The 18980-nt window shown below is 65.6% G+C and carries 16 protein-coding genes, 2 tRNA genes and 1 pseudogene; 13 read left to right on the top strand and 6 right to left on the bottom strand.

Annotation, left to right across the window (positions count from 1 at the left end; translation table 11 throughout):
* Window positions 1-9 precede the first annotated feature (9 nt).
* Window positions 10-516, top strand: coding sequence for a prepilin peptidase (locus ACXAD2_RS23150; RefSeq protein WP_224906093.1), 507 nt, complete (start codon window positions 10-12; stop codon window positions 514-516).
* A 10-nt stretch (window positions 517-526) separates the two neighbouring features.
* Here the strand turns inward: ACXAD2_RS23150 and ACXAD2_RS23145 are convergent, their stop codons facing one another.
* Window positions 527-1336, bottom strand: a complete 810-nt coding sequence (locus ACXAD2_RS23145; RefSeq protein ID WP_475175618.1) for a pyrroline-5-carboxylate reductase family protein — start codon at window positions 1334-1336, stop codon at window positions 527-529.
* 179 nt (window positions 1337-1515) lie between these two features.
* On the opposite strand from ACXAD2_RS23145, the gene ACXAD2_RS23140 reads away from it, so the two are divergent.
* From ACXAD2_RS23140 to ACXAD2_RS23130, 3 genes and pseudogenes are all read left to right on the top strand, one after another.
* On the top strand, window positions 1516-2823 hold the full coding sequence (locus ACXAD2_RS23140) for a P-loop NTPase family protein (protein ID WP_224906089.1): 1308 nt from the start codon (window positions 1516-1518) through the stop codon (window positions 2821-2823).
* 102 nt (window positions 2824-2925) lie between these two features.
* A tRNA-Met gene (locus tag ACXAD2_RS23135) sits at window positions 2926-3002 on the top strand.
* Between the two features lie 123 nt (window positions 3003-3125).
* A pseudogene (locus ACXAD2_RS23130) lies at window positions 3126-3537 on the top strand (transposase); the annotation flags it as partial.
* A 217-nt stretch (window positions 3538-3754) separates the two neighbouring features.
* Here ACXAD2_RS23130 and ACXAD2_RS23125 read toward each other — a convergent pair.
* Both ACXAD2_RS23125 and ACXAD2_RS23120 read right to left on the bottom strand, forming a co-directional pair.
* Window positions 3755-3841, bottom strand: a tRNA-Leu gene (locus tag ACXAD2_RS23125).
* 181 nt (window positions 3842-4022) lie between these two features.
* Window positions 4023-5738, bottom strand: coding sequence for a peptidoglycan-binding domain-containing protein (locus ACXAD2_RS23120; RefSeq protein WP_475175616.1), 1716 nt, complete (start codon window positions 5736-5738; stop codon window positions 4023-4025).
* Window positions 5739-5757: 19 nt separating this feature from the next.
* Here ACXAD2_RS23120 and lipB point away from each other — a divergent pair, with 19 nt between their 5' ends.
* On the top strand, window positions 5758-6573 hold the full coding sequence (lipB, locus tag ACXAD2_RS23115; protein ID WP_475175613.1) for a lipoyl(octanoyl) transferase LipB: 816 nt from the start codon (window positions 5758-5760) through the stop codon (window positions 6571-6573).
* 16 nt (window positions 6574-6589) lie between these two features.
* On the opposite strand, the gene ACXAD2_RS23110 is transcribed toward lipB, so the two are convergent.
* On the bottom strand, window positions 6590-7486 hold the full coding sequence (locus ACXAD2_RS23110; protein ID WP_475175609.1) for a LysR family transcriptional regulator: 897 nt from the start codon (window positions 7484-7486) through the stop codon (window positions 6590-6592).
* Window positions 7487-7630: 144 nt separating this feature from the next.
* Between ACXAD2_RS23110 and ACXAD2_RS23105 the strand changes: the two genes are divergently transcribed.
* The 6 genes from ACXAD2_RS23105 to ACXAD2_RS23080 all read left to right on the top strand — a co-directional run bounded on the left by ACXAD2_RS23105 (window position 7631) and on the right by ACXAD2_RS23080 (window position 14659).
* Complete coding sequence (locus tag ACXAD2_RS23105) at window positions 7631-8443, top strand: VOC family protein (RefSeq protein WP_475175606.1); 813 nt, start codon at window positions 7631-7633, stop codon at window positions 8441-8443.
* 4 nt (window positions 8444-8447) lie between these two features.
* Window positions 8448-9431, top strand: a complete 984-nt coding sequence (locus tag ACXAD2_RS23100; protein ID WP_475175603.1) for a glutathione S-transferase family protein — start codon at window positions 8448-8450, stop codon at window positions 9429-9431.
* A gap of 219 nt (window positions 9432-9650) precedes the next feature.
* Window positions 9651-10604 (top strand): helix-turn-helix domain-containing protein, encoded by a 954-nt coding sequence (locus ACXAD2_RS23095; protein WP_475175600.1) that lies wholly within the window; start codon window positions 9651-9653, stop codon window positions 10602-10604.
* A 162-nt stretch (window positions 10605-10766) separates the two neighbouring features.
* Window positions 10767-12284 carry an aldehyde dehydrogenase gene (gene adh / locus ACXAD2_RS23090; protein WP_475175597.1) on the top strand — a complete coding sequence of 506 codons (1518 nt, stop codon included), beginning with the start codon at window positions 10767-10769 and terminating at the stop codon, window positions 12282-12284.
* Between the two features lie 225 nt (window positions 12285-12509).
* A complete protein-coding gene (locus ACXAD2_RS23085; protein ID WP_475175593.1) occupies window positions 12510-13202 on the top strand; it encodes a metal-dependent hydrolase in 693 nt (230 codons plus the stop codon).
* Window positions 13203-13609: 407 nt separating this feature from the next.
* Entirely contained in the window at window positions 13610-14659 is a 1050-nt protein-coding gene (locus tag ACXAD2_RS23080; protein ID WP_475175592.1) for a hypothetical protein, read from the top strand.
* 3 nt (window positions 14660-14662) lie between these two features.
* Here the strand turns inward: ACXAD2_RS23080 and ACXAD2_RS23075 are convergent, their stop codons facing one another.
* Together ACXAD2_RS23075 and ACXAD2_RS23070 are read right to left on the bottom strand one after the other, a co-directional pair.
* Entirely contained in the window at window positions 14663-15076 is a 414-nt protein-coding gene (locus tag ACXAD2_RS23075) for a carboxymuconolactone decarboxylase family protein (protein ID WP_475175589.1), read from the bottom strand.
* Window positions 15000-15440, bottom strand: a complete 441-nt coding sequence (locus ACXAD2_RS23070) for a MerR family transcriptional regulator (protein ID WP_475175588.1) — start codon at window positions 15438-15440, stop codon at window positions 15000-15002. The genes ACXAD2_RS23075 and ACXAD2_RS23070 overlap by 77 nt, the downstream gene beginning before the upstream one ends.
* 170 nt (window positions 15441-15610) lie before the next feature.
* On the opposite strand from ACXAD2_RS23070, the gene ACXAD2_RS23065 reads away from it, so the two are divergent.
* Entirely contained in the window at window positions 15611-16759 is a 1149-nt protein-coding gene (locus ACXAD2_RS23065; RefSeq protein WP_475175587.1) for an exo-alpha-sialidase, read from the top strand.
* Window positions 16760-16977: 218 nt separating this feature from the next.
* The gene (locus tag ACXAD2_RS23060) at window positions 16978-18951 is read left to right on the top strand and encodes a vanadium-dependent haloperoxidase (protein ID WP_475175584.1); all 1974 of its coding nucleotides are present in this window, start codon (window positions 16978-16980) and stop codon (window positions 18949-18951) included.
* Window positions 18952-18980 lie beyond the last annotated feature (29 nt).

Raw genomic sequence — 18980 nt, 5'->3', positions numbered from 1 at the left:
GCTGGGGAGGTGCTGGTGATTTCCGCATCCGCTGCGCTCTGGTTCCTCCCGCTGGTGCTGCCCATCTGCCTCTGGGTTTGCTACACCGATATGAAGTGGATGAAGATCCTCAATAAATCGGTGATCGCGCTCTTCGTGGTCTTCGTCGTCATCGGCCCCTTTGTCCTGCCTTTGGGCGATTACGCATGGCGTTACGTGCAGCTGATGGCCGTGCTTCTGGCAGGCATCGCGCTGAACGCCGGGGGGGCCGTTGGCGCGGGCGATGCGAAATTCGCCGCCGCCGCCGCGCCGTTCATCCACCTTGGCGATCTGCGCTTTGTCATGGCGCTTTTTGCCGCGACACTCTTTGCCGCCTTCGTCAGCCACCGGCTGGTGCGTGCCACGCCGCTGCGCCGCCTTGCCCCCGGCTGGGCCAGTTGGGAGAGCGGCAGCCGCTTTCCCATGGGGCTGGCCCTTGGCGGCACGCTGGGCCTCTATCTGCTTCTGGGTGCCCTCTATGGGGCCGAGCCCGCCTGAGCGGCGGCCCCTACCCCGCGATCTCGCGCGTGCGCGCCACGGCAGCGTCCAGCCCCGCATCGACCGCATCCTGAAACCCCGCCTCCTGCATCGCCAGAAGCCCCGCCGCGGTTGTGCCCGCGTAGTCGATCATGCCGCGCACATGCGCCGAGGCGGTTTGCGGATCCCCGGCCAGCATCTCACCCGAGGCCAGAAACAACTGCCGCACCGCCATATCCGCCACGTCGGGCGCGACACCCCGGCGTTCGGCGTAATCGGCCATGGAGGCCGCAAGCTGCGCAACGAAGCCCGGCACCGGCCCGGTCATCGCGGTGAAGATCTCGATCTGCGCCTCATCAGGCACTTCGGCGGTGCTGCCACATGCGCCGAGCAGCCGCGTCACTTGCGCGCGATCCTCGGCGGACAGCGCCCCGCACCACGGCGAGAAGGCCAGCCGCCGTGCAGCGGCCGGGCTCGACATGGCGCGCACCACCCGCTCGGCGCCGGTGTGCTCGGCGATCCGCGCGGCGCTGACACCGGCCATGACAGAGATCACCAGCTTGCCCGACGCGTCGATCTCCAGCGCGCCGAACTGCGCGGGCGGCACCGACAGGATCACCACATCGCAGGCCGCAACCAACGCCTGCGCCTCGGCTGTCGCCTGCACCCCGTCTGGCAGCCCCTCGGCACGGCCCGAGCGGTTCGAGACCCAGAGCGCTTTCGCCGCCACCTCCCCGCTTGCAAGCAGCCCGGTGACAAGGCTCCGCCCCAGCATCCCCGTTCCCCCGATCACACCTACCGTCACCTGCGCGCCCATCGTCATCTCCTGATCCTGCGTCATCCTGCATCGGGCACCAGCCTCGCGCAGCCGGTCGCGCGACACAAGCCGCCGCGCCTTTGCACCGCCGCTCCGGCGCCGCTGCAATTCCCGCCCCAAGCCAAGCTCTTGCCACAATGATGCGGCTTCCTGTGCGGCAAGAAGGATGGCGCCGCGCAGGCCAGATCAGGGACCACCGACCGATGAACATGCAAACCACCAGCGTGATCGCGCCCCCGGCGCCGAAGCGGCTCGAAGACATGGTGCTTCCGCGCACGATGATGCGCGACATCGTTCTCAAGACCATGTTCCGCAACAACACCAATAAAGTCACCGATCTGGCCCATGCGATCTGCCTGCCGATCGTGATCACCCAAGAACTGGTCGACCTCGGACGCAGCCACGGGCTCATCGAAGCCATGGGCACCCGCGGCGAGGTGGGCAGCAGCGAGATGAACTACCAGCTGACCGACAGCGGCAAGGCGCGGGCGCTGGATGCGCTCTCGCAGTCGGAATATTTCGGCCCCATGCCGGTGCCGCTGTCGGCCTATCGCGAACAGGTGAAGCGTCAGTCGATCCGCAACATCCAGATGACCCGCGAGGCGCTGACCGGCGCAATGGGGCATCTCGTGCTGCCCGACGATCTGATCTCGCACCTCGGCCCGGCGGTGAGCGCTGGCCGGTCGATCCTGATGTACGGCCCGCCGGGCAACGGTAAATCCTCGATCTCAAACGGCATCCGTGCCGCGCTCGGCGACCGCATCTTCGTGCCGCGCGCCATCGAGTACTCCGGTCAGGTGATCACCGTCTACGACCCGATCGTGCATTCCGCCGCCGAGAGCGACATCGAGGACCCCACCCGCCTGCGCCGCAACAACCGCTTCGACACGCGCTACGTGCTGTGCGACCGGCCCACGGTGATCACCGGCGGCGAGCTGTCGCTGGACATGCTCGATCTGGTCTACAACCCCACCGCCCGCACCTATCAGGCGCCGCTGCAGCTGAAATCCACCGGCGGTCTGTTCATCGTCGACGACCTTGGACGTCAGGCCGAACCGCCGCAGAAACTGGTCAACCGCTGGATCGTGCCGCTGGAGGAAAACAAGGACATCCTCGCCCTGCAATCGGGCGAGAAATTCGAGGTTCCGTTCGACACGCTGGTGATTTTCTCGACCAACTTCCATCCCAACGAGATCTTCGACAAGGCGGCGCTGCGCCGGATCTTCTTCAAGATCAAGATCGACGGCCCGAACCAGCAGGACTTCCTGAAAATCTTCGCCATGGTCGCCCGCAAAAAGCAGATGGTGCTCGACGAGGCCTCGCTCGTGCACCTGCTGAAGACCAAATATCCGACCATCGACAACGTCTATGCCAACTACCAGCCAGTGTTCCTGATCGACCAGATGAAGGCGATCTGCGACTTCGAAGGCTGGCCCTACAAGATGACCCCGGACCTGGTCGACAGGGCTTGGGCGAACCTCTTCGTGCGCGACGAAACCATCGTGAAATAGCGTCTCTGGCGCCGGTCCGAGAAAGTTGGAAATTTCCGCTGCGGCAGGTGTTTTTTCCGCTTGACGATACCGCGCCAGAACCATATTCAGCCCCCACTTCTTGGCGGAGTAGCTCAGTTGGTTAGAGCAGCGGAATCATAATCCGCGTGTCGGGGGTTCAAGTCCCTCCTCCGCTACCAGAAGTCCCCCACTTGAAAATTCGAGTTTGTGCTGAGGCCGCTCAAGCGCCCCCTGACCTCGACGGGTATGCCGTCGCTCTCGAGGCGAGAGACGATGATCTCGGGCGCTAGCTTCCTTGTCGAATTCCGGTCCTTGGCGTTAGTTTCGACATCGCTTCGCTGTGGCGATGTGGGCCGCTGTCGGTCTGGTTCGATCCGGAAATGACCCGGTACGCGAAGAGACGCGGCAAGCGTAGGCAGCTGTGTTGGAGGCTCTCCAACAGCGCCGTTCAGAGCTACCTGACGCGACCGGTCCTCTTCGGCCCACCGCTCCGCCAAACCGTCCGTCTTGTGGCGAGCCTAATCGAGATGGCCAGCCTCGGCTGACCGGCGTCGGACCATTCGACCCTTTCGCCGTCAGGCGCGGATCGCGGTTCAGCCTTTTATTGATGCTCCGGCCAGCCCCTGAATTTGCTGATCTCCTTTCGGGACATTGCGCCGCAAGCCCTGCCGGGCAGTGGACAGCACCGACATGAGTTTCCGCGGTGATGGCGAATGACTGGCCCGCATCGCCATAATGACCCGCGCCTCGGACCTTGGAAGGGCCGAGATCAAGGCCGTCGCCTGAAGCCAGCGGGGAAAGGGGCTCCTCGCCCTGTCGTTCGATTGGCATAACAAGGCCCGCCACACAGCAAAATGTCACGGTCTGTGAGATGGTCAGCAAGAGCCAACCCCTAAGGGGAATATCTCTTTGATTTTCTGGAAGAAGAAAATGGTGCGGTCGAGAAGACTCGAACTTCCACGGGAGTTACCCCACAGCGACCTCAACGCTGCGCGTCTACCAATTCCGCCACGACCGCACTGTCTTGACTTGGTGAGGCGGTCTCTAACGAAGCCCGCGGGGGATGTGAAGAGGAAAATCGCAGTTTGTGCAAAAGTTTTTTGCACGCCCCCTCACAGGCCCTTCTTTCGCGACCAAACCATGCAAAGACCGGGCCGCAACAAGCCGCCCGGCCCGACCTCTGCTACCTCAGCGTCAGCTTACTCGCCGACGCTGAAGACCGGGATCTCCTGCGCCGCCGGAACGACCGCGGGCGCCGCCGAAGCCGCCTCGGTTCCGCCGCCCAGCAACATCGAAGCCTTGCGCAGCAGCGCCGTGCGCTCCGGCATCCCCGGCGAGAAAACCGGCGTGCTGCCGCCCTCCAGCGCCTCAAGCGCCTGCCCATACCAGCCTGCCGCCAGATCGTCGCGATGGCTCGCGCCGATGCCCTGCGACAAATGGTGGCCGATCAGCTCGGCATAGGGCGCCTTGCCCAGTGACACCAGCACCAGCGCAGAGCCCATCGCCGCATCAAGGTCATCGACCCGGTAGCCCGCCGAGAGGCAGATCATCGCGGTCTTCTCCAGTTGCGCGGGTGCCATGCCCGAGGCGAGCACGAAGCTGCCGACCTCGCTCACCACCGCGTCGCGCGGACGCAGCGACACCGCCGAGACCTGCTCTCGCAGCAGCTTGCCGAAGCCTGCACATTGCTGCGCCACTTTCTCCGGCGTCGCGCCCGGCACTTTGGCGATCAGATCCTCGCCCTTGGCAATCGCATAGGTCCGCGCGAGGCACAGTTGCTCGGCCAGCGCGGCGGAGGGATCGGACAGCGTTGCGGGCGTGATGTAGCCGCCGTTTGTCGAGGTCATCAGGCTGACCGTATTGCAGCGCGACTGCAGCGACGCCTCGGCCACTGCGCCACCGCCGAAGAAATCCGGGATCGCCGGTTCCGCCGCCGGAGCCGGGGCCGCCGCGGATTGGACCACGGGCTGCGCCGAAGGCACAGGTGTGGCCGCCGAAGCCATCTGCGTTTGCGGCAACTCGGGCGCAGGTGCCGGGGTGGAGGGAACCGGGGCCGCCGCCATCTGCGGCCCGCCGTCCTTGGAGCAGGTGCCGCGCGTGCAGCTGAACATCGCCGGCGTGACGTTGAACGCCTGGAAGTCGTTGCGCTCATAGCCCTCGGGCGTGGAGGCAAAGACCCGCACGGCACAGCTCTGGGCATTGCACCAGAAGGCCGATCCAGTCACCGAGGTGTCGAGAATGTAATCCGTCCGGCCATCGCCATTGATATCTGACAGCTGAATAAAGCCCGAACGCTGCACCAGTTGTTCGGCAGAAGGATCAGAGCTTTTGGCGATTTCATTCACCGCTTCGGCCACCACCGCTGGCAACCCATAGTGACCGGCGATCGCCCCGGCCCCGGCATCACCGGGACGGTTCACCTGCCCGTCACGATACGCGATGAGCAACCCGCGGACGCCCTGCGGGTTCGAGGCCACCTGCTGCGCCGTGGCCGGACCGCCCGCCTGCGCACGGCGGTAGGAGGAGACGAGGAAATCTCTTTCATATTGCGTCAGCTGGCCCGTCGGCGTGTACCCCATATGGCCCTGATAGGTCGAAATCGCAGAGCGCGACCGACTGCCAAGTATCCCGTCCGGGGTGCCCGCATCGAACCCGAAGTAATTGAGCGCCGTCTGCGTCATGCGGTTGGCCTCACGCGTGGCCGAAGAGACCGCGGGCTTGGGCGCGCTCTTGGGCGTGCTCTTGCGCGGCGCGACGTAGCGTTTGGTAACAACCTGCCTTTTGGGCTGGTTGGCAATGGCGCTGCCGATCATTCCTCCGACCAGACCACCAACAAAGGCATTGTCGGCGAGCGCGGGAATCGGCGTTACGGCAATGCTGAGAGAAATGATCCCAGCAATAGAACGAGACTTCATGAGGTTTTCCTCCAATTAAATGAATTGCTTGGCTCTTTGCGAAAAGATCCGGGAATTGGGCGGAAAATCGTTAAGGATTTATTTGAAATATACCTGCACCAGTGTCGGCGCGGGCGTATTGACCTGTCAAGCGCAAGCGCCTAATCGCTCAGCCATGGTTGAGTGGATCACGACAGACGGGCTGACCGGCTATGACGAAGCCGTCGCCTTCATGGAAGCCCGCGCCGCCGCGATTGCCGCGGGCGAGGCCGAGGAACTCATCTGGCTGGTCGAGCACCCGCCGCTCTACACCGCCGGCACCTCCGCCAAGCCCGAAGACCTGCGCGAGCCCGACCGCTTCCCGGTCTTCGACACCAAGCGCGGCGGGCAATACACCTATCACGGCCCGGGACAGCGCGTGGTCTATGTCATGCTCGACGTGGCCAAGCGCGGGCGCGACGTGCGCTGCTTCGTGCGCCAACTCGAGGCATGGGTGATCGCGGCGCTGGCAGAATTCAACGTCACCGGCCATATCCGCGACGGCCGCGTCGGCGTCTGGGTCGAACGGCCCGACAAGCCGCGTCTCGCGGATGGCAGCGTGACCGAGGACAAGATCGCCGCCATCGGCATCCGCCTGCGCAAATGGGTCAGCTTCCACGGCATCTCGATCAACGTCGAACCGGACCTGTCGCATTTCAGTGGCATCGTGCCCTGCGGCATCACCAATTACGGCGTGACCTCGCTGGTCAATCTCGGCCTGCCGGTGACCATGGACGATCTCGATGTCGCCCTGCGCCGCAGCTTCGACGAGACCTTCGGCGCCATGCCGTGCGAGACTGGGCCCTGCGAGACCTGACCCTACAAGACCAGCGCTAGCCCGCCAGCAGGTGGGTCTTCACGTCCTCGGCGGCGAACTCCACCAGCGCGCGTACCTTGCGCGGCAGCATCGCGCCTTCGAGGTAAACCGCGCTCAGATCGTGCTGCGGCTTCTTCTCTTGCGCCAGCAGTTCCACCAGCCGCCCCGCCTCGAGATCGCCGGTCACCACGAATTCGGGACAATAGGCGATCCCCTGCCCCGCCAGCGCCATATCGCGCGCCACGCGGGCGCTATTCACCGCAAAGCGGCTGGCGATCTGCACCTCGCGCAGCGCGCCGTCCGCCCCGAACCGCCAGCGCGGGCTGCGCTGGTTGCTGTCGTGAATGCAGGCGTGCCCGGCCAGCGCCTCGGCGCTCTCGGGCGCGCCATGCGCGGCCACATAGGCCGGAGAGGCCACCACCTTCATGCCAAAGCGGCACAGCCGCCGCGCCTTGAGCGTATTGTCGGTCAGCCGCCCGATGCGAAAGGCCAGATCGATCCCCTCCAAAGCAAGGTCGGTGTAGGCATCCGACAGCCGCAACTCCACCGACAGTTCGGGATGCGGCGCGGCGAAGCGGCTCAGCAGATCGGCGGCGTAAATCTCTCCGAAGGTCAGCGGCGCCGCCACCCGCAGTACCCCGGAAAAGCCCCGCGCCTCATGCTCCACCGAGCCGAGCAGTTCTTCGAGTTCCTCCAGCCACGCCGGTGCGCGCACCAGCAGTTTCTCGCCCGCCGGGGTCAGCCCCACCCGCCGCGTGGTGCGCTGCAAAAGCCGCGTGCCCAGCCGCGCCTCAAGCTCGGCGACATATTTCGATGTCAGCCGGTTCGACACCCCCATGCGCTCGGCGGCGGCAGTGAAGGACCCGGTCTGCGCGGTGGCGACAAAGGCGCGAATCTGATCGACGATGTCCATGGCTCATTCCGAACGATATGTGGATAGTATTACCACATACTCGCCATTTCTTTCACAAAGGCCAGCCCGCATATTGCTCTCAACGGCAGCCAGCGCTGCCCACCCCTTTCCCCGCCCCGCGGGGACCGCAGACGGAGAGACATCATGGCAACCAGCGACGCCCCCCTCGATATCGGACAGGTGAGCCTGACCGTGAACGATTTGGCAAAGGTCGGCGACTTCTACCAATCCGCCCTCGGCCTCGAAAAACTGTCGCAGGACGGCACCGAGGCCCGCTTCGGCGCCCATGGCCGCAGCCTTATCGCGCTGCGTCAGGACACATCCGCACCGCGCCATTCACCGCGCGAGGCCGGGCTTTTCCACGTGGCCTTCCTGCTGCCGTCGCGCGCCGATCTCGGCGCTTGGCTGCACCATGCCGCCGCGACCCGCATCCCGCTGCAGGGCGCTTCGGACCACCTCGTCAGCGAGGCGCTCTATCTGGCCGACCCCGAGGGCAACGGCATCGAGATCTACATCGACCGCCCGCGCGATCAGTGGACGCACCGCGGCGGCGAGATCGAAATGGCGACCAACCATCTGGACCTGCAGGACGTGGCGAACAGCGCCACCGCGACGTGGCAGGGCGCGCCCGAGGATACGGTCATCGGCCACGTCCACCTGCAGGTGGGCCGCCTTGATCCGGCAGAAGCCTTCTACGCCGAAACCCTCGGCATGGCGGTGACCAACCACTATCCGGGCGCGACCTTCTATGGCTCGGGCGGCTATCACCACCATCTCGCCTCGAATATCTGGAACAGCCGCGGCGCAGGCCCGCGCAATGGACCCGCCACCGGGCTGACCGAGATCGAACTGCGCGGCACACGGGACGAGATCGCCGCGATCCGCAGCCGCTCCCGCGCAGAAACCCCGCTCACCGATCCGTGGGGCACCACCTTCACCCTGAGCCAGAAGGACTGAGACCATGCTGATCGACGGAAAATGGACCGCCAACTGGCAGCCGGTGCAGAAAGCCGATGAGAAGGGCCGCTTCGTGCGGCAGGAGTCGAGCTTTCGCAACTGGATCACCCCCGATGGCAGCGCCGGCCCCACCGGCACCGGTGGCTTCAAGGCCGAGCCCGGACGCTACCGGCTCTATGTGGCGCTGATCTGCCCCTGGGCCTCGCGCACGCTGATCGCCCGCAAGCTCAAGGGCCTCGAAGAGATCATCCCGGTCACCGTGGTCAACCCGAGGCTCGACGATCAGGGCTGGAGCTTCGGCGGCTTTCCCGGCGCGGATACAGACCCGCTCTACGGCGCAAGCCACCTGCACGAGCTTTACACACGCGCCGATCCGCATGTCTCGGGCCGCGCCACGGTGCCGGTGCTCTGGGACGAGAAACAGGGCGTCATGGTGAACAATGAAAGCGCCGACATCGTGCGCATGTTCGACACCGCCTTCGAGGGCATCGCGCCCTCCGGCCTCCGCCTCGCCCCCGAGGACCTCGTGCAAGAGATCGACCGCGAGAGCGCGCAAATCTACCGGCTCTACAACAACGGCGTCTACAAGGCGGGCTTTGCCAGCAGCCAAGAAGCCTATGACGAGGCGGTGACCCAGCTTTTCGACGAGATGGCCCGCATCGAAGCGCGCCTTTCGGACGGCCGTCCGTTCTATTTCGGCGACCGGCTGACCGAGACCGACATCCGCATTTTCGTCACCTCGATCCGCTTCGACGCGGCCTATCACGGGCTCTTCAAGTGCAACATCCGGCGGCTCGAGGATCACCCGCACATGCATGCCCATATGCTGCGCATGCTGAGCACCGGCGGTATCACCGAGACGGTGGACCTAGATCACATCAAGGCGGGCTATTATGGCATCAAGGCGCTCAACCCGCCGCGCATCATCCCCGCCGGCCCCGCCGGGCTGGAGGCGCAGATCGCCGCCGCCATAGCCGCGCTCGCCTGAGCCTCCCACCGCAGGGGCCCCATCCCAAGGTCCTTCTTCTCTTTAAAAATACGCAAATCCCCCCGCGGCCAGACGCAGGCCGCGGGGCAAACGCGCAGCACCGCCAAATTGCGCCTTAACAAATTGCGCCCCAACCCCGTGACCGGAAATGTGACTTGGCGAAGGCCGATCATGCTGTATCGTCTCCCTTCGGAGGACAATGCCCATGACGTCTGCATCATGACGACCGCATCCCGGCACGCCGCCCGCGTGGTGGAAACCGCGACCGACCCCGCCGCCGCCGCGCGCTCGCGGCTGGCCGCCTCGTGGCGCCGGTCGCTGTCGCATCACGGTCTCGATCCGGCGCAGAAGGACGGCGTGCAGACGATCACCCAGCAGGCGCTCGCCGAACGGCTCGAGCGCTCGGAGGTGATGCTGCGCATCGCCATGCCAAAACTCGACGCGCTGCATCAGATGCTCGGCAGTTCCGGCTGCGGTGTGCTGCTCACCGATGCCGAGGGCGTGGTGCTCGACCTGCGCGCCGGTGACAGCGACATGGGGGTGTTCCGCGCATGGGGGCTCACCCCCGGCTCGGACTGGTCCGAGGCCTCCGAGGGCACCAATGGCATCGGCACCTGTATCGCCGAGGCGCGCCGCGTGGTGATTCACCGCGACGAGCATTTCCACGCCCGCAACACCGCGATGAGCTGCATGGACGCGCCGATCTTCGGCCCCGAGGGCGAACTCATCGGCGCGCTCGACGTCTCTTCCGCCCGCGCCGATCAGACCGAGGCCTTTAACCGGCTGATCGCCGCCATGGTCGCCCAGACCGCCCGGCAGATCGAGGCCGACACCTTCCGCGCCGCCTTCCCCGAGGCGCGCATCATCGTCGCCGATGCCGAGGACAGCGAGGCTTCGGTGCTGCTGGCGGTGGACCGCGACGATCTGGTGCAGGGCGCCACCCGCGCCGCACGCCGCTCCTTCGGGCTCGCGAGCACCGGCCCGCTGCCAGCGCGCCCAGCCAGCGATCTTTTTGGGCGCGAGGACGAAACCTCGGGCTTCGAGCGCGCCGAGCGCGCCGCCATGGTCCGCGCCCTCGCCCGCACGCAGGGCAATGTCTCCGAGGCCGCGCGCATGCTCGGCGTTGGCCGCGCCACCTTCTACCGCCGAATGAAGAAGCTGGGCCTGTCGTAAGCGCGGAACCCGCCCTGCCCCCTCATCTCCCCACGCGAACCTGTCTCACCAGCGAGACAGCTTGCCCCCGCGACCGCTCCGCCCCCGGCTGACGAACGCGCATTCCCCTCGCACACTCCTTTCATGCCCCGGTGGAGGACCGGGCTTTGAGGAGGATACCCCATGAACGAGATGACTCAGGTCGCGGCAGATTACACGTCGCCCTTCCGCACCCGTTACGACAACTTCATCGGCGGCAAGTTCACCCCCCCGGTGAAAGGCCAGTATTTCGACAACATCACCCCGATCACCGGCGCGAAGGTCTGCGAAGTGGCCCGCTCCACTGCCGAGGATGTGGAGCTGGCGCTCGACGCCGCCCATGCGGCGCGCGAGGCTTGGGGCAAGACCTCGGCCACCGAACGTTCCAACATCCTGCTGAAGATCGCCGACCGCATCGAAGAGAACCTCGAGTTCATCGCCACCGCCGAGACATGGGACAACGGCAAGCCGATCCGCGAGACCACCGCCGCCGACATCCCGCTCTCGGTCGATCACTTCCGCTATTTCGCGGGCGTGCTGCGGGCGCAGGAAGGCAATATGTCCGAGATTGACCACGACACCGTGGCCTATCACTTCCACGAGCCGCTCGGCGTGGTCGGGCAGATCATCCCGTGGAACTTCTCGGTGCTGATGGCGGCGTGGAAGCTCGCCCCCGCGCTCGCCGCCGGCAATTGCATCGTGCTCAAACCCGCCGAGCAGACCCCCGCCGCGATCATGGTGCTGATCGAATGCATCGCCGATCTGCTGCCGAACGGCGTGCTCAATGTGGTCAACGGCATGGGCGCCGAAGTGGGCGCGCCGCTCGCCAGCAGCCCGCGCATCGCCAAGATCGCCTTCACCGGCTCCACCGAGACCGGCCGCAAGATCATGCAGGCGGCGACCGAGAACCTAATCCCGGTGACGCTGGAACTGGGCGGCAAATCCCCCAACATCTTCTTCTCGGACGTGATGGCCGAGGATGACGCCTTCCTCGACAAGGCGGTCGAGGGTTTCGTGCTCTTTGCCTTCAACCAAGGCGAGGTCTGCACCTGCCCGAGCCGCGCGCTCATCCAAGAGGACATCTACGAGGAGTTCATCAAGCGCGCCATCGCCCGCGTCGAGGCGATCCAGCGCGGCGATCCGCGCGAGATGGCGACGATGGTCGGCGCGCAGGCCAGCCAGGAACAGCAGGACAAGATCCTCTCGTATCTGACCATCGGCGTCGAGGAAGGCGCAGAGGTGCTCACCGGCGGCAAGGCGGCGCAGATCGACGGGCTGGAGAACGGCTTTTACATCGAGCCGACGATCCTCAAGGGCCACAACAAGATGCGGGTCTTCCAAGAAGAAATCTTTGGCCCGGTGGTCTCTGTCACCACCTTCAAGGACGAGGCCGAGGCGCTCGCCATCGCCAATGACACGATGTACGGCCTCGGCGCTGGCGTCTGGACCCGCGACGGCACCCGCGCCTACCGCTTTGGCCGCGCCATCGAGGCGGGCCGGGTCTGGGTGAACAACTACCACGCCTATCCCGCCCACGCGGCCTTTGGCGGCTACAAGCAATCGGGCGTCGGACGCGAGAACCACAAGATGATGCTCGACCACTATCAGCAGACCAAGAACATGCTGGTCAGCTACAACCCCAACAAGCTGGGCTTCTTCTGAAGCCCAGCACGGGATGATCCGCTCCCCGCGCCTCCCACCCCGTGATGGGAGCGGATCAGGGTCTGCCGGCCAGGGCCTCCCCTCTGGTCGGCAGTTCTCTTTCTGGCAATGACGGGCACCACGCTCGCGCCAGCGCGAGCAGCACCACCCCTTTGCTTGCCCGTCATTTTCCCCGTGCTACCCTCCGTGCCAACCCGACATGACGCAAGGTTACGGAGAGATCCCATGAACATCATCTGGCTTGGCCACGGCAGCTTCCGCATCGAGATCGAGGATCAGGTCCTGCTGATCGACCCTTGGGTCATCGGCAACCCCGTCTTCCCCGAAGACCGCGTCGAGGACGCGCTGAAGGATGTGACACAGATCCTCATCACTCACGGCCACTTCGACCACACCGACAACGCCGTCGAGGTCAGCCAGCGCACCAAGGCGCCGGTCTCGGGCATGGTGGAACTGGCCGGCCAGCTGCACGGCAAGGGCGCGGTCGAGGGCCACGCCTTCAACAAGGGCGGCACGATCAGCTTCGGCAAGGTCAGCGTCAGCATGGTGCCGGCCTCGCACAGCTCGTCGCTACCCACCGACGAAGGCCCCAAATACGCGGGCATGGAAACCGGCTTCATCATCAAGGGCGAAGGCAAGACCATCTACTTCTCGGGCGACACCGCGATCATGGCCGACATGGCGTGGATCGGGCAGTACTACAAACCCGACATCGGCATCCTCAGCGCCGGTGGCTATTACACGATGGACATGGAGATGGCGGCCTGGGCGTCGAAAACCTACTTCGATTTCGACACGGTCATCCCCTGCCACTACCGCACCTTCCCCGCGCTCGAGCAATCCGCCGCCAAGCTGACCGAAGGTCTGCCCGGCGTACAGGTGATCGAGCCCGAGGTAATGCTGCCCATCACGCTCTGAGGCCTCTCGCAGCCCCTGCCCGGAACAAGGCGAAGCCGCCGGGCAAGCGCCTGCCCCTCCCACTACCCCATGTGTGCACGCCTTTGGCGTGCGGGACGGGCAGGCGCTGTTTCATCCCCGCGCACCGCGAGCCGGGCGCGCGCCTGCCCGTGGGGTGGCGCTGCACCTGTTGAGGTCTGCGCTTTATCCCAGCCAAATCCGTGAGACTTATTTACGTTGCTCAGACTCACAAGAGCGCCAGCCCGCCGGGACGGGCAGGCGCTCGCCCGGCGCCTTCGGCTTGATCCCGGGCGGGTCGGCCCTCTGCCCGCATTGCCACAGCCCACAGGCGTCTGCGCCACCCCCCGCTTCCGGGCGCGGCGCTTCATGCCTATAGTGCCGCAAACACGGGCAAAAGGCCGGGCAGAATGACAGGCACCACCGGGAGCATTACCGGGCGCACCACCGCGAGCACCACCGGACCCACCACTGGGCGCGACACCCCGCTCAATATCCTCATCGTCGGGCATGCCGGGCGGCTGCAATATGAGGCCGTGCTCTTTGCCCTGTCGCTGGATGCCGCCACCCCCGAGGGCCGCGCAAAGCTCTTCGTCGCCGAGCCGCAGCCCGGCCCGCTCTGGCCCCGCGATCCGCGCATGTCGCCCGAGGCCTGCGACATCCTGCGCGACCTCGGCGCAGAGATCATCCCCTTCGAAAGCCGCCACTTCGGCCACGCCTACCCCTATGGCAACAAGATCGAGGCGCTTTTCGCGCTGCCGCCGGGCGAGCCCTTCGTCTTTTTCGACACCGACACGCTGATCACCGGCGATCTGTCCGAAGTGCCCTTCGACTTCACCCGCCCCACCGCCTCGATGAAGCGCGAGGGGACGTGGCCGCAGATCGAACTTTACGGCCCCGGCTACACGCAGATCTGGAAATCGCTCTACGACCGCTTCGGCCTCGATTTCGCCAGCTCGCTCGATCCCCACTGGCCCGAAGGCTACTGGCAGCACTACCTCTATTTCAACGCCGGGTTTTTCTTCTACGAGTGCCCGCAGCGCTTTGGCCGCCGCTTTCTGGACACCGCGCTGACCATCCGCGACGACCCGCCCAAGGCACTGCAATGCCAGAGCCTCGATCCCTGGCTCGATCAGGTGGCGCTGCCCTTGGTCATCCACGGGCTCGGCGGCGGGCGGGGCACCCTGCCGACGGGGCTGCTCGACGGCAGCCACAGCTGCCATTACCGCGCCATGCCGCTGCTCTATGCCCGCGAAAGCGACGAGCTGGTGGCGTTTCTCGAGGCCATCGCCGCGCCCAACCGGGTGAAGAAGCTGCTGAAAGAGCATGAGCCCTTCCTGCGCTACATCTACCAAGGGCGCGGCGCGAAGGTGCGCGCCATGTTCGACCGGAACGACCTGCCCCGGCGCGAACAGGGCATCCGCAACCCGCTCAAACGCGCGGGCCTGTGGATGCGCTGAGGCTCAGGCGGGTTCGGCATCGCGCGCGGCAAAGACCTCCCGCGCGGCAAACAGCCCGTTCAGCGCCGCCGGAAACCCCGCGTAGACCGCCATCTGCATGAGGATCTCGGTGATCTCCTCGCGGCTCAGGCCGACGTTCAGCCCCGCCTCGATATGCACCTTGAGCTGCGGCTGCGCCGTGCCCATGGCGCAGAGCGCCGCGATCGTCGCCACCTCGCGCTCGCGCAGGCCAAGGCCGGGCCGCGTGTAGATATCGCCAAAGGGAAACTCGAGCAGCAGCGTGGCGAAATCGGGCGCGATATCCGCAAGCGCCGCGACCACGGCCTCGCCCGCGCTGCCGTCAATCTCCGCCAGCGCCCGCGCGCCGCGCTCCAGCCGTGTCATCTCGGGCTGCGGTGTCTGTGTCTGATGCGTCATGATCCGTCCTTTCGGATAAGGCACCGGCATAGCCGGCAATCTTGTCGTCGAGAACGGTCAGGCAGGACTGCAGCTCGGCCACCCGCGCCCGCACCGCCGCGCGATGCTCTTCCAGCAATGCCTGCCGGTCTGGGCCGGTGGTCGGGCCTTCCGCCCGCAGCCGGGCATAGCGCAGCATGTCGCGGATCGGCATGCCGGTGGTCCTGAGCCGTTTCAGGAACGCCACCCAAGTCAGCGTATCGGCGTCATAGATCCGCCGCCCGCCGTCATCCCGCGCCGCCCGCGGCAAAAGACCGATCTTCTCGTAATAGCGCAGCGTGTCGACGCTCAGCCCCGTGCGCCGCGCCAGATCTCCGATCTTCATGCCCGTCTCCATCCTGCTCCGTTTTCGTGCGACGCCCCCCAGTCTAGGTGCTGGAGCGCGCTCCAGGTCAAGCGCCGCTTCCGCGATTTTTCGCGCGCCCCGCAAATGCCCGTCAGGGATCGCCGCGACTCATGGTACGTTGATATCAACCCATCTCAGGAGGAGACGCCATGAGCACCGCACCCACGCTTCTCGTCGGCACCACCAAAGGCGCTTTCGTGGTCAGCCAAGGTGACGCCGGCTGGACCGCCGAAGGCCCCTTCTGCGAGGGCTGGCCGATCAACCATATGGCGGGCGATGCGGAAAGCGGCACCATCTGGGCGGCGGGCGGCAACGAGTGGTTCGGTGCCGGGGTCTGGCGGCGCAACGGCTCGGGCGCATGGCAGCTGTCAAAGCTTGCGGGCGGGCAGATGGACGAATGGATGGCCGCCGATCCCGAGCTTGCCGCGCAGCTCGGCGTCGCGCCCTCCGGCCCGGCGCCCTTCACCGGGCAGCTGCAGGCGCTTTGGTCGCTGAAGGCCACGCCGGGCAAGCTCTACGCGGGCGGCAAACCTGCCGCGCTCTATGCCAGCAGCGATGGCGGCGACAGCTGGGACGAAATCGAAAGCCTGCGCAATCACCCCTCTGCCGACAGCTGGAACCCCGGCGCCGCGGGGCTGACGCTGCACACGATCGTCACCGATCCCGCCGATCCGAAACGCATGTGGCTGGCGATCTCCGCCGCCGGGGTCTTTGCCACCGAGGACGGCGGCACCACGTGGGAGCGCCGCAACCGCCGCTCCAACGCTCCCAGCCAGCCCAGCAGCCACCCCGCCGCCGGCGACGAGCATGAGACCGGGCATTGCGTGCACAACATGGGCCGCGCGGCGGGCGAGGCCGATCTGCTTTATCAGCAGAACCACCACGGCGTGTACCGCTCGCGCGATGGCGGGCGCAGCTGGGACGAGATCACCGACGGACTGCCCTCGACCTTCGGCTTTCCCATCGGCGTGCACCCAAGCGATCCCGACACGATCTGGACGCTGCCGCTCAACGGCGACATGGCCGGACGTTTCCCGCCCCAGGCCAGCGCCGCCGTCTGGCGCTCGCGCGATGGTGGCGAAAGCTGGCAGGCCTGCCGCAAAGGGCTGCCGCAAGAGGGCTGTTTCTTCACCGTGCTGCGACAGGCTATGGCGGTGGACAGCGCCAGCCCCGCCGGGGTCTATTTCGGCACCAACACGGGCTCGGTCTTCGGCTCCTCTGACGAGGGCGACAGCTGGGACGAACTGGTGCGCCACCTGCCCACGGTGCTCTGCGTCGAGGTGATGCCCCGCGCCTGAGGACAAACCGCCCAGCACCTCAATTTCGCACCGAAATACCGTTTCCTCCGCCGATACTTTAAAGCGGAAGTCCGGAAAACCTCCACTCAGCAGGATGAATCCCCGACTTCGGGGCTGCGCGTGCCGTGATATCTTTGCGCGAGTAATAGAGCCGCGCACTCATTTATTCCGCAGAGCGCCATTTTCATTCATCCAAAGCAATTTCAGAGGTTTTCGAAATGCCCGGCACACTCATTGACGATCCCAAAGCCCGAAAGATATTTTCCCAAGCGATCCGCAACTATGCCACAAGCATCGCTGCCGACCGCGGCCCCGAAGAGCATCTCCAGAACGGTGATGAGGAACTGGAGCGGCGGCAGGACCCGACCAAGCCGCTTCATTTCTCCATGAGCTTCACCAAGGGGCTGAAACACAATTGCACCACGTTTCTTGTGCAGGACCCGGATCATTTCGACCGGTTCCGGCATTTTATCGCCAGAGGCGTGGTCGACTTCTTCACCCTAGGCCTCAATGATGCCAGTGCGATTGCCGCTGCCGTAGGCAGCGACTACCGGCAATGGGAGGCTCCCACCGCGGGCCATGTCTTCGAGCTTCAGGGCCCCGACCCGCAGGCTGTCACCATGCCGCCGCCGCCCCGTCTCGGCTCCGCGCAGCTCACCTACGAGATGGCAGAGGTCTACGAGCTTGCCCTGCTGCGCGACGTGCCCTTCGCGCTGTTCACTGACGACACGCCTGACCCTGCAATGGCCGCGCAAAGCGCCCTCATCGACGCGGCGGTGGCGCGGCTGAATGACCTTGAATACGCCACCGAAGGCTATCCCAGCGAAGCGGGCTATCCGCTTGCGCCGGACGCCCCAAACAAAGCCGCCCGACAGGCGGCCCTGCCCGTTGGCGAGCTCGACGACGGCCCCGAAGACATTCCGGCCCGCCCGCGCAAACCCTTCCCCGCGCCCGAGCAGCCCGGCGCGGTCACCCGCGGCACGATTTTTCGCGGCTCGACCCGCGGCGTCGAGACCGGCCCCTATCTGTCGCAATTCCTGCTGATGGGCTCCGAGACTGTCGGGCAGAAGTCCACTCCCGAAGAGGGCTACATCATGTACGGCGCCCAGCGGATCGACCAGCGCGTGCCCCAGGCAGAGGAATGCGACGACTACATGATGACCGAGGGCAGCTTTCTGGCAATTCAGGACGGCGCCAATGTGCCCGGCAATAAGAAACAATCCTTCACCGCGGGCGGCCCGCGCTTCATCACCACGCCCCGCGACATGGCGACCTATGTGCATTTCGACGCGCTTTATCAGGCCTATCTCAATGCCTGCTTGATCCTTCTGGGACAGGAAGCGCCCTTCGACACGGGGTTCGACCATCTTTCCGGCATGGGCAAGTACAAGAACCACGGCACCGGCGGCTTCGCGCTCTGGGGTGGGCCGCATGTGCTGACGCTGGTCACCGAGGTGGCGACCCGCGCGCTCAAGGCCGTGCGCTTCCAGAAGTTCAACAACCATCGCCGCCTGCGTCCTGAGGCGCTGGCCGGGCGTATCCATAAGGCGAGCGCGATCAACACAGCCACCGGCATCAATCTGTTCCAGACCATGCGCGGAAAGCTCGACTCCCCGGTCTCGACCCTGCTGAGCAAGATCCGCGCGCACAACCAGAGCGTCGCAGCCGCGAACACGGTGCTGCTGCCCATGGCCTTCAAAGAGGGCTCGCCCATGCACCCGGCCTATGGTGCCGGTCACGCCACCGTCGCCGGGGCCTGCGTGACCATCCTCAAGGCCTTCTTCGATACCGATGCGGTTCTCGCGCGTGGCCCGGATGGCAAGATCGCGTTCCGCAGGCCGCCCGACCCGGGCGCAGTGGATGCCGCGCAGTATGAGACCATGCGCTATGAGATCGATCCCGATAACACGCACTGCTTGCGTGCCGTCGCTTCAGCAGAGCCCCTCACGCTCGAGGGCGAGTTGAACAAGCTGGCCGCCAATATTTCGATCGGCCGCAATATGGCGGGCGTCCACTACTTCACCGACTACTACGACAGCCTGCGCATGGGCGAGAAGGTTGCCCTTGGTATCCTGGAGGAACAGGCGCTGTGCTACACCAAGGACCGCTTTGAGATGACGGTGAAACCCTTCGATGAAGCGGCGGAGCCCGTGGTCATCACCTCCGGCGGCGTCTCGCCCTTCTTCACCTGAGGCCTGCGCCTACACCCTCGCACAGCCAG

Source organism: Salipiger sp. ABN3_019 (genome assembly GCF_056158605.1).
Note: the sequence above shows the minus strand (reverse complement) of the source record. Positions and strands in the feature narration are given on the sequence as shown.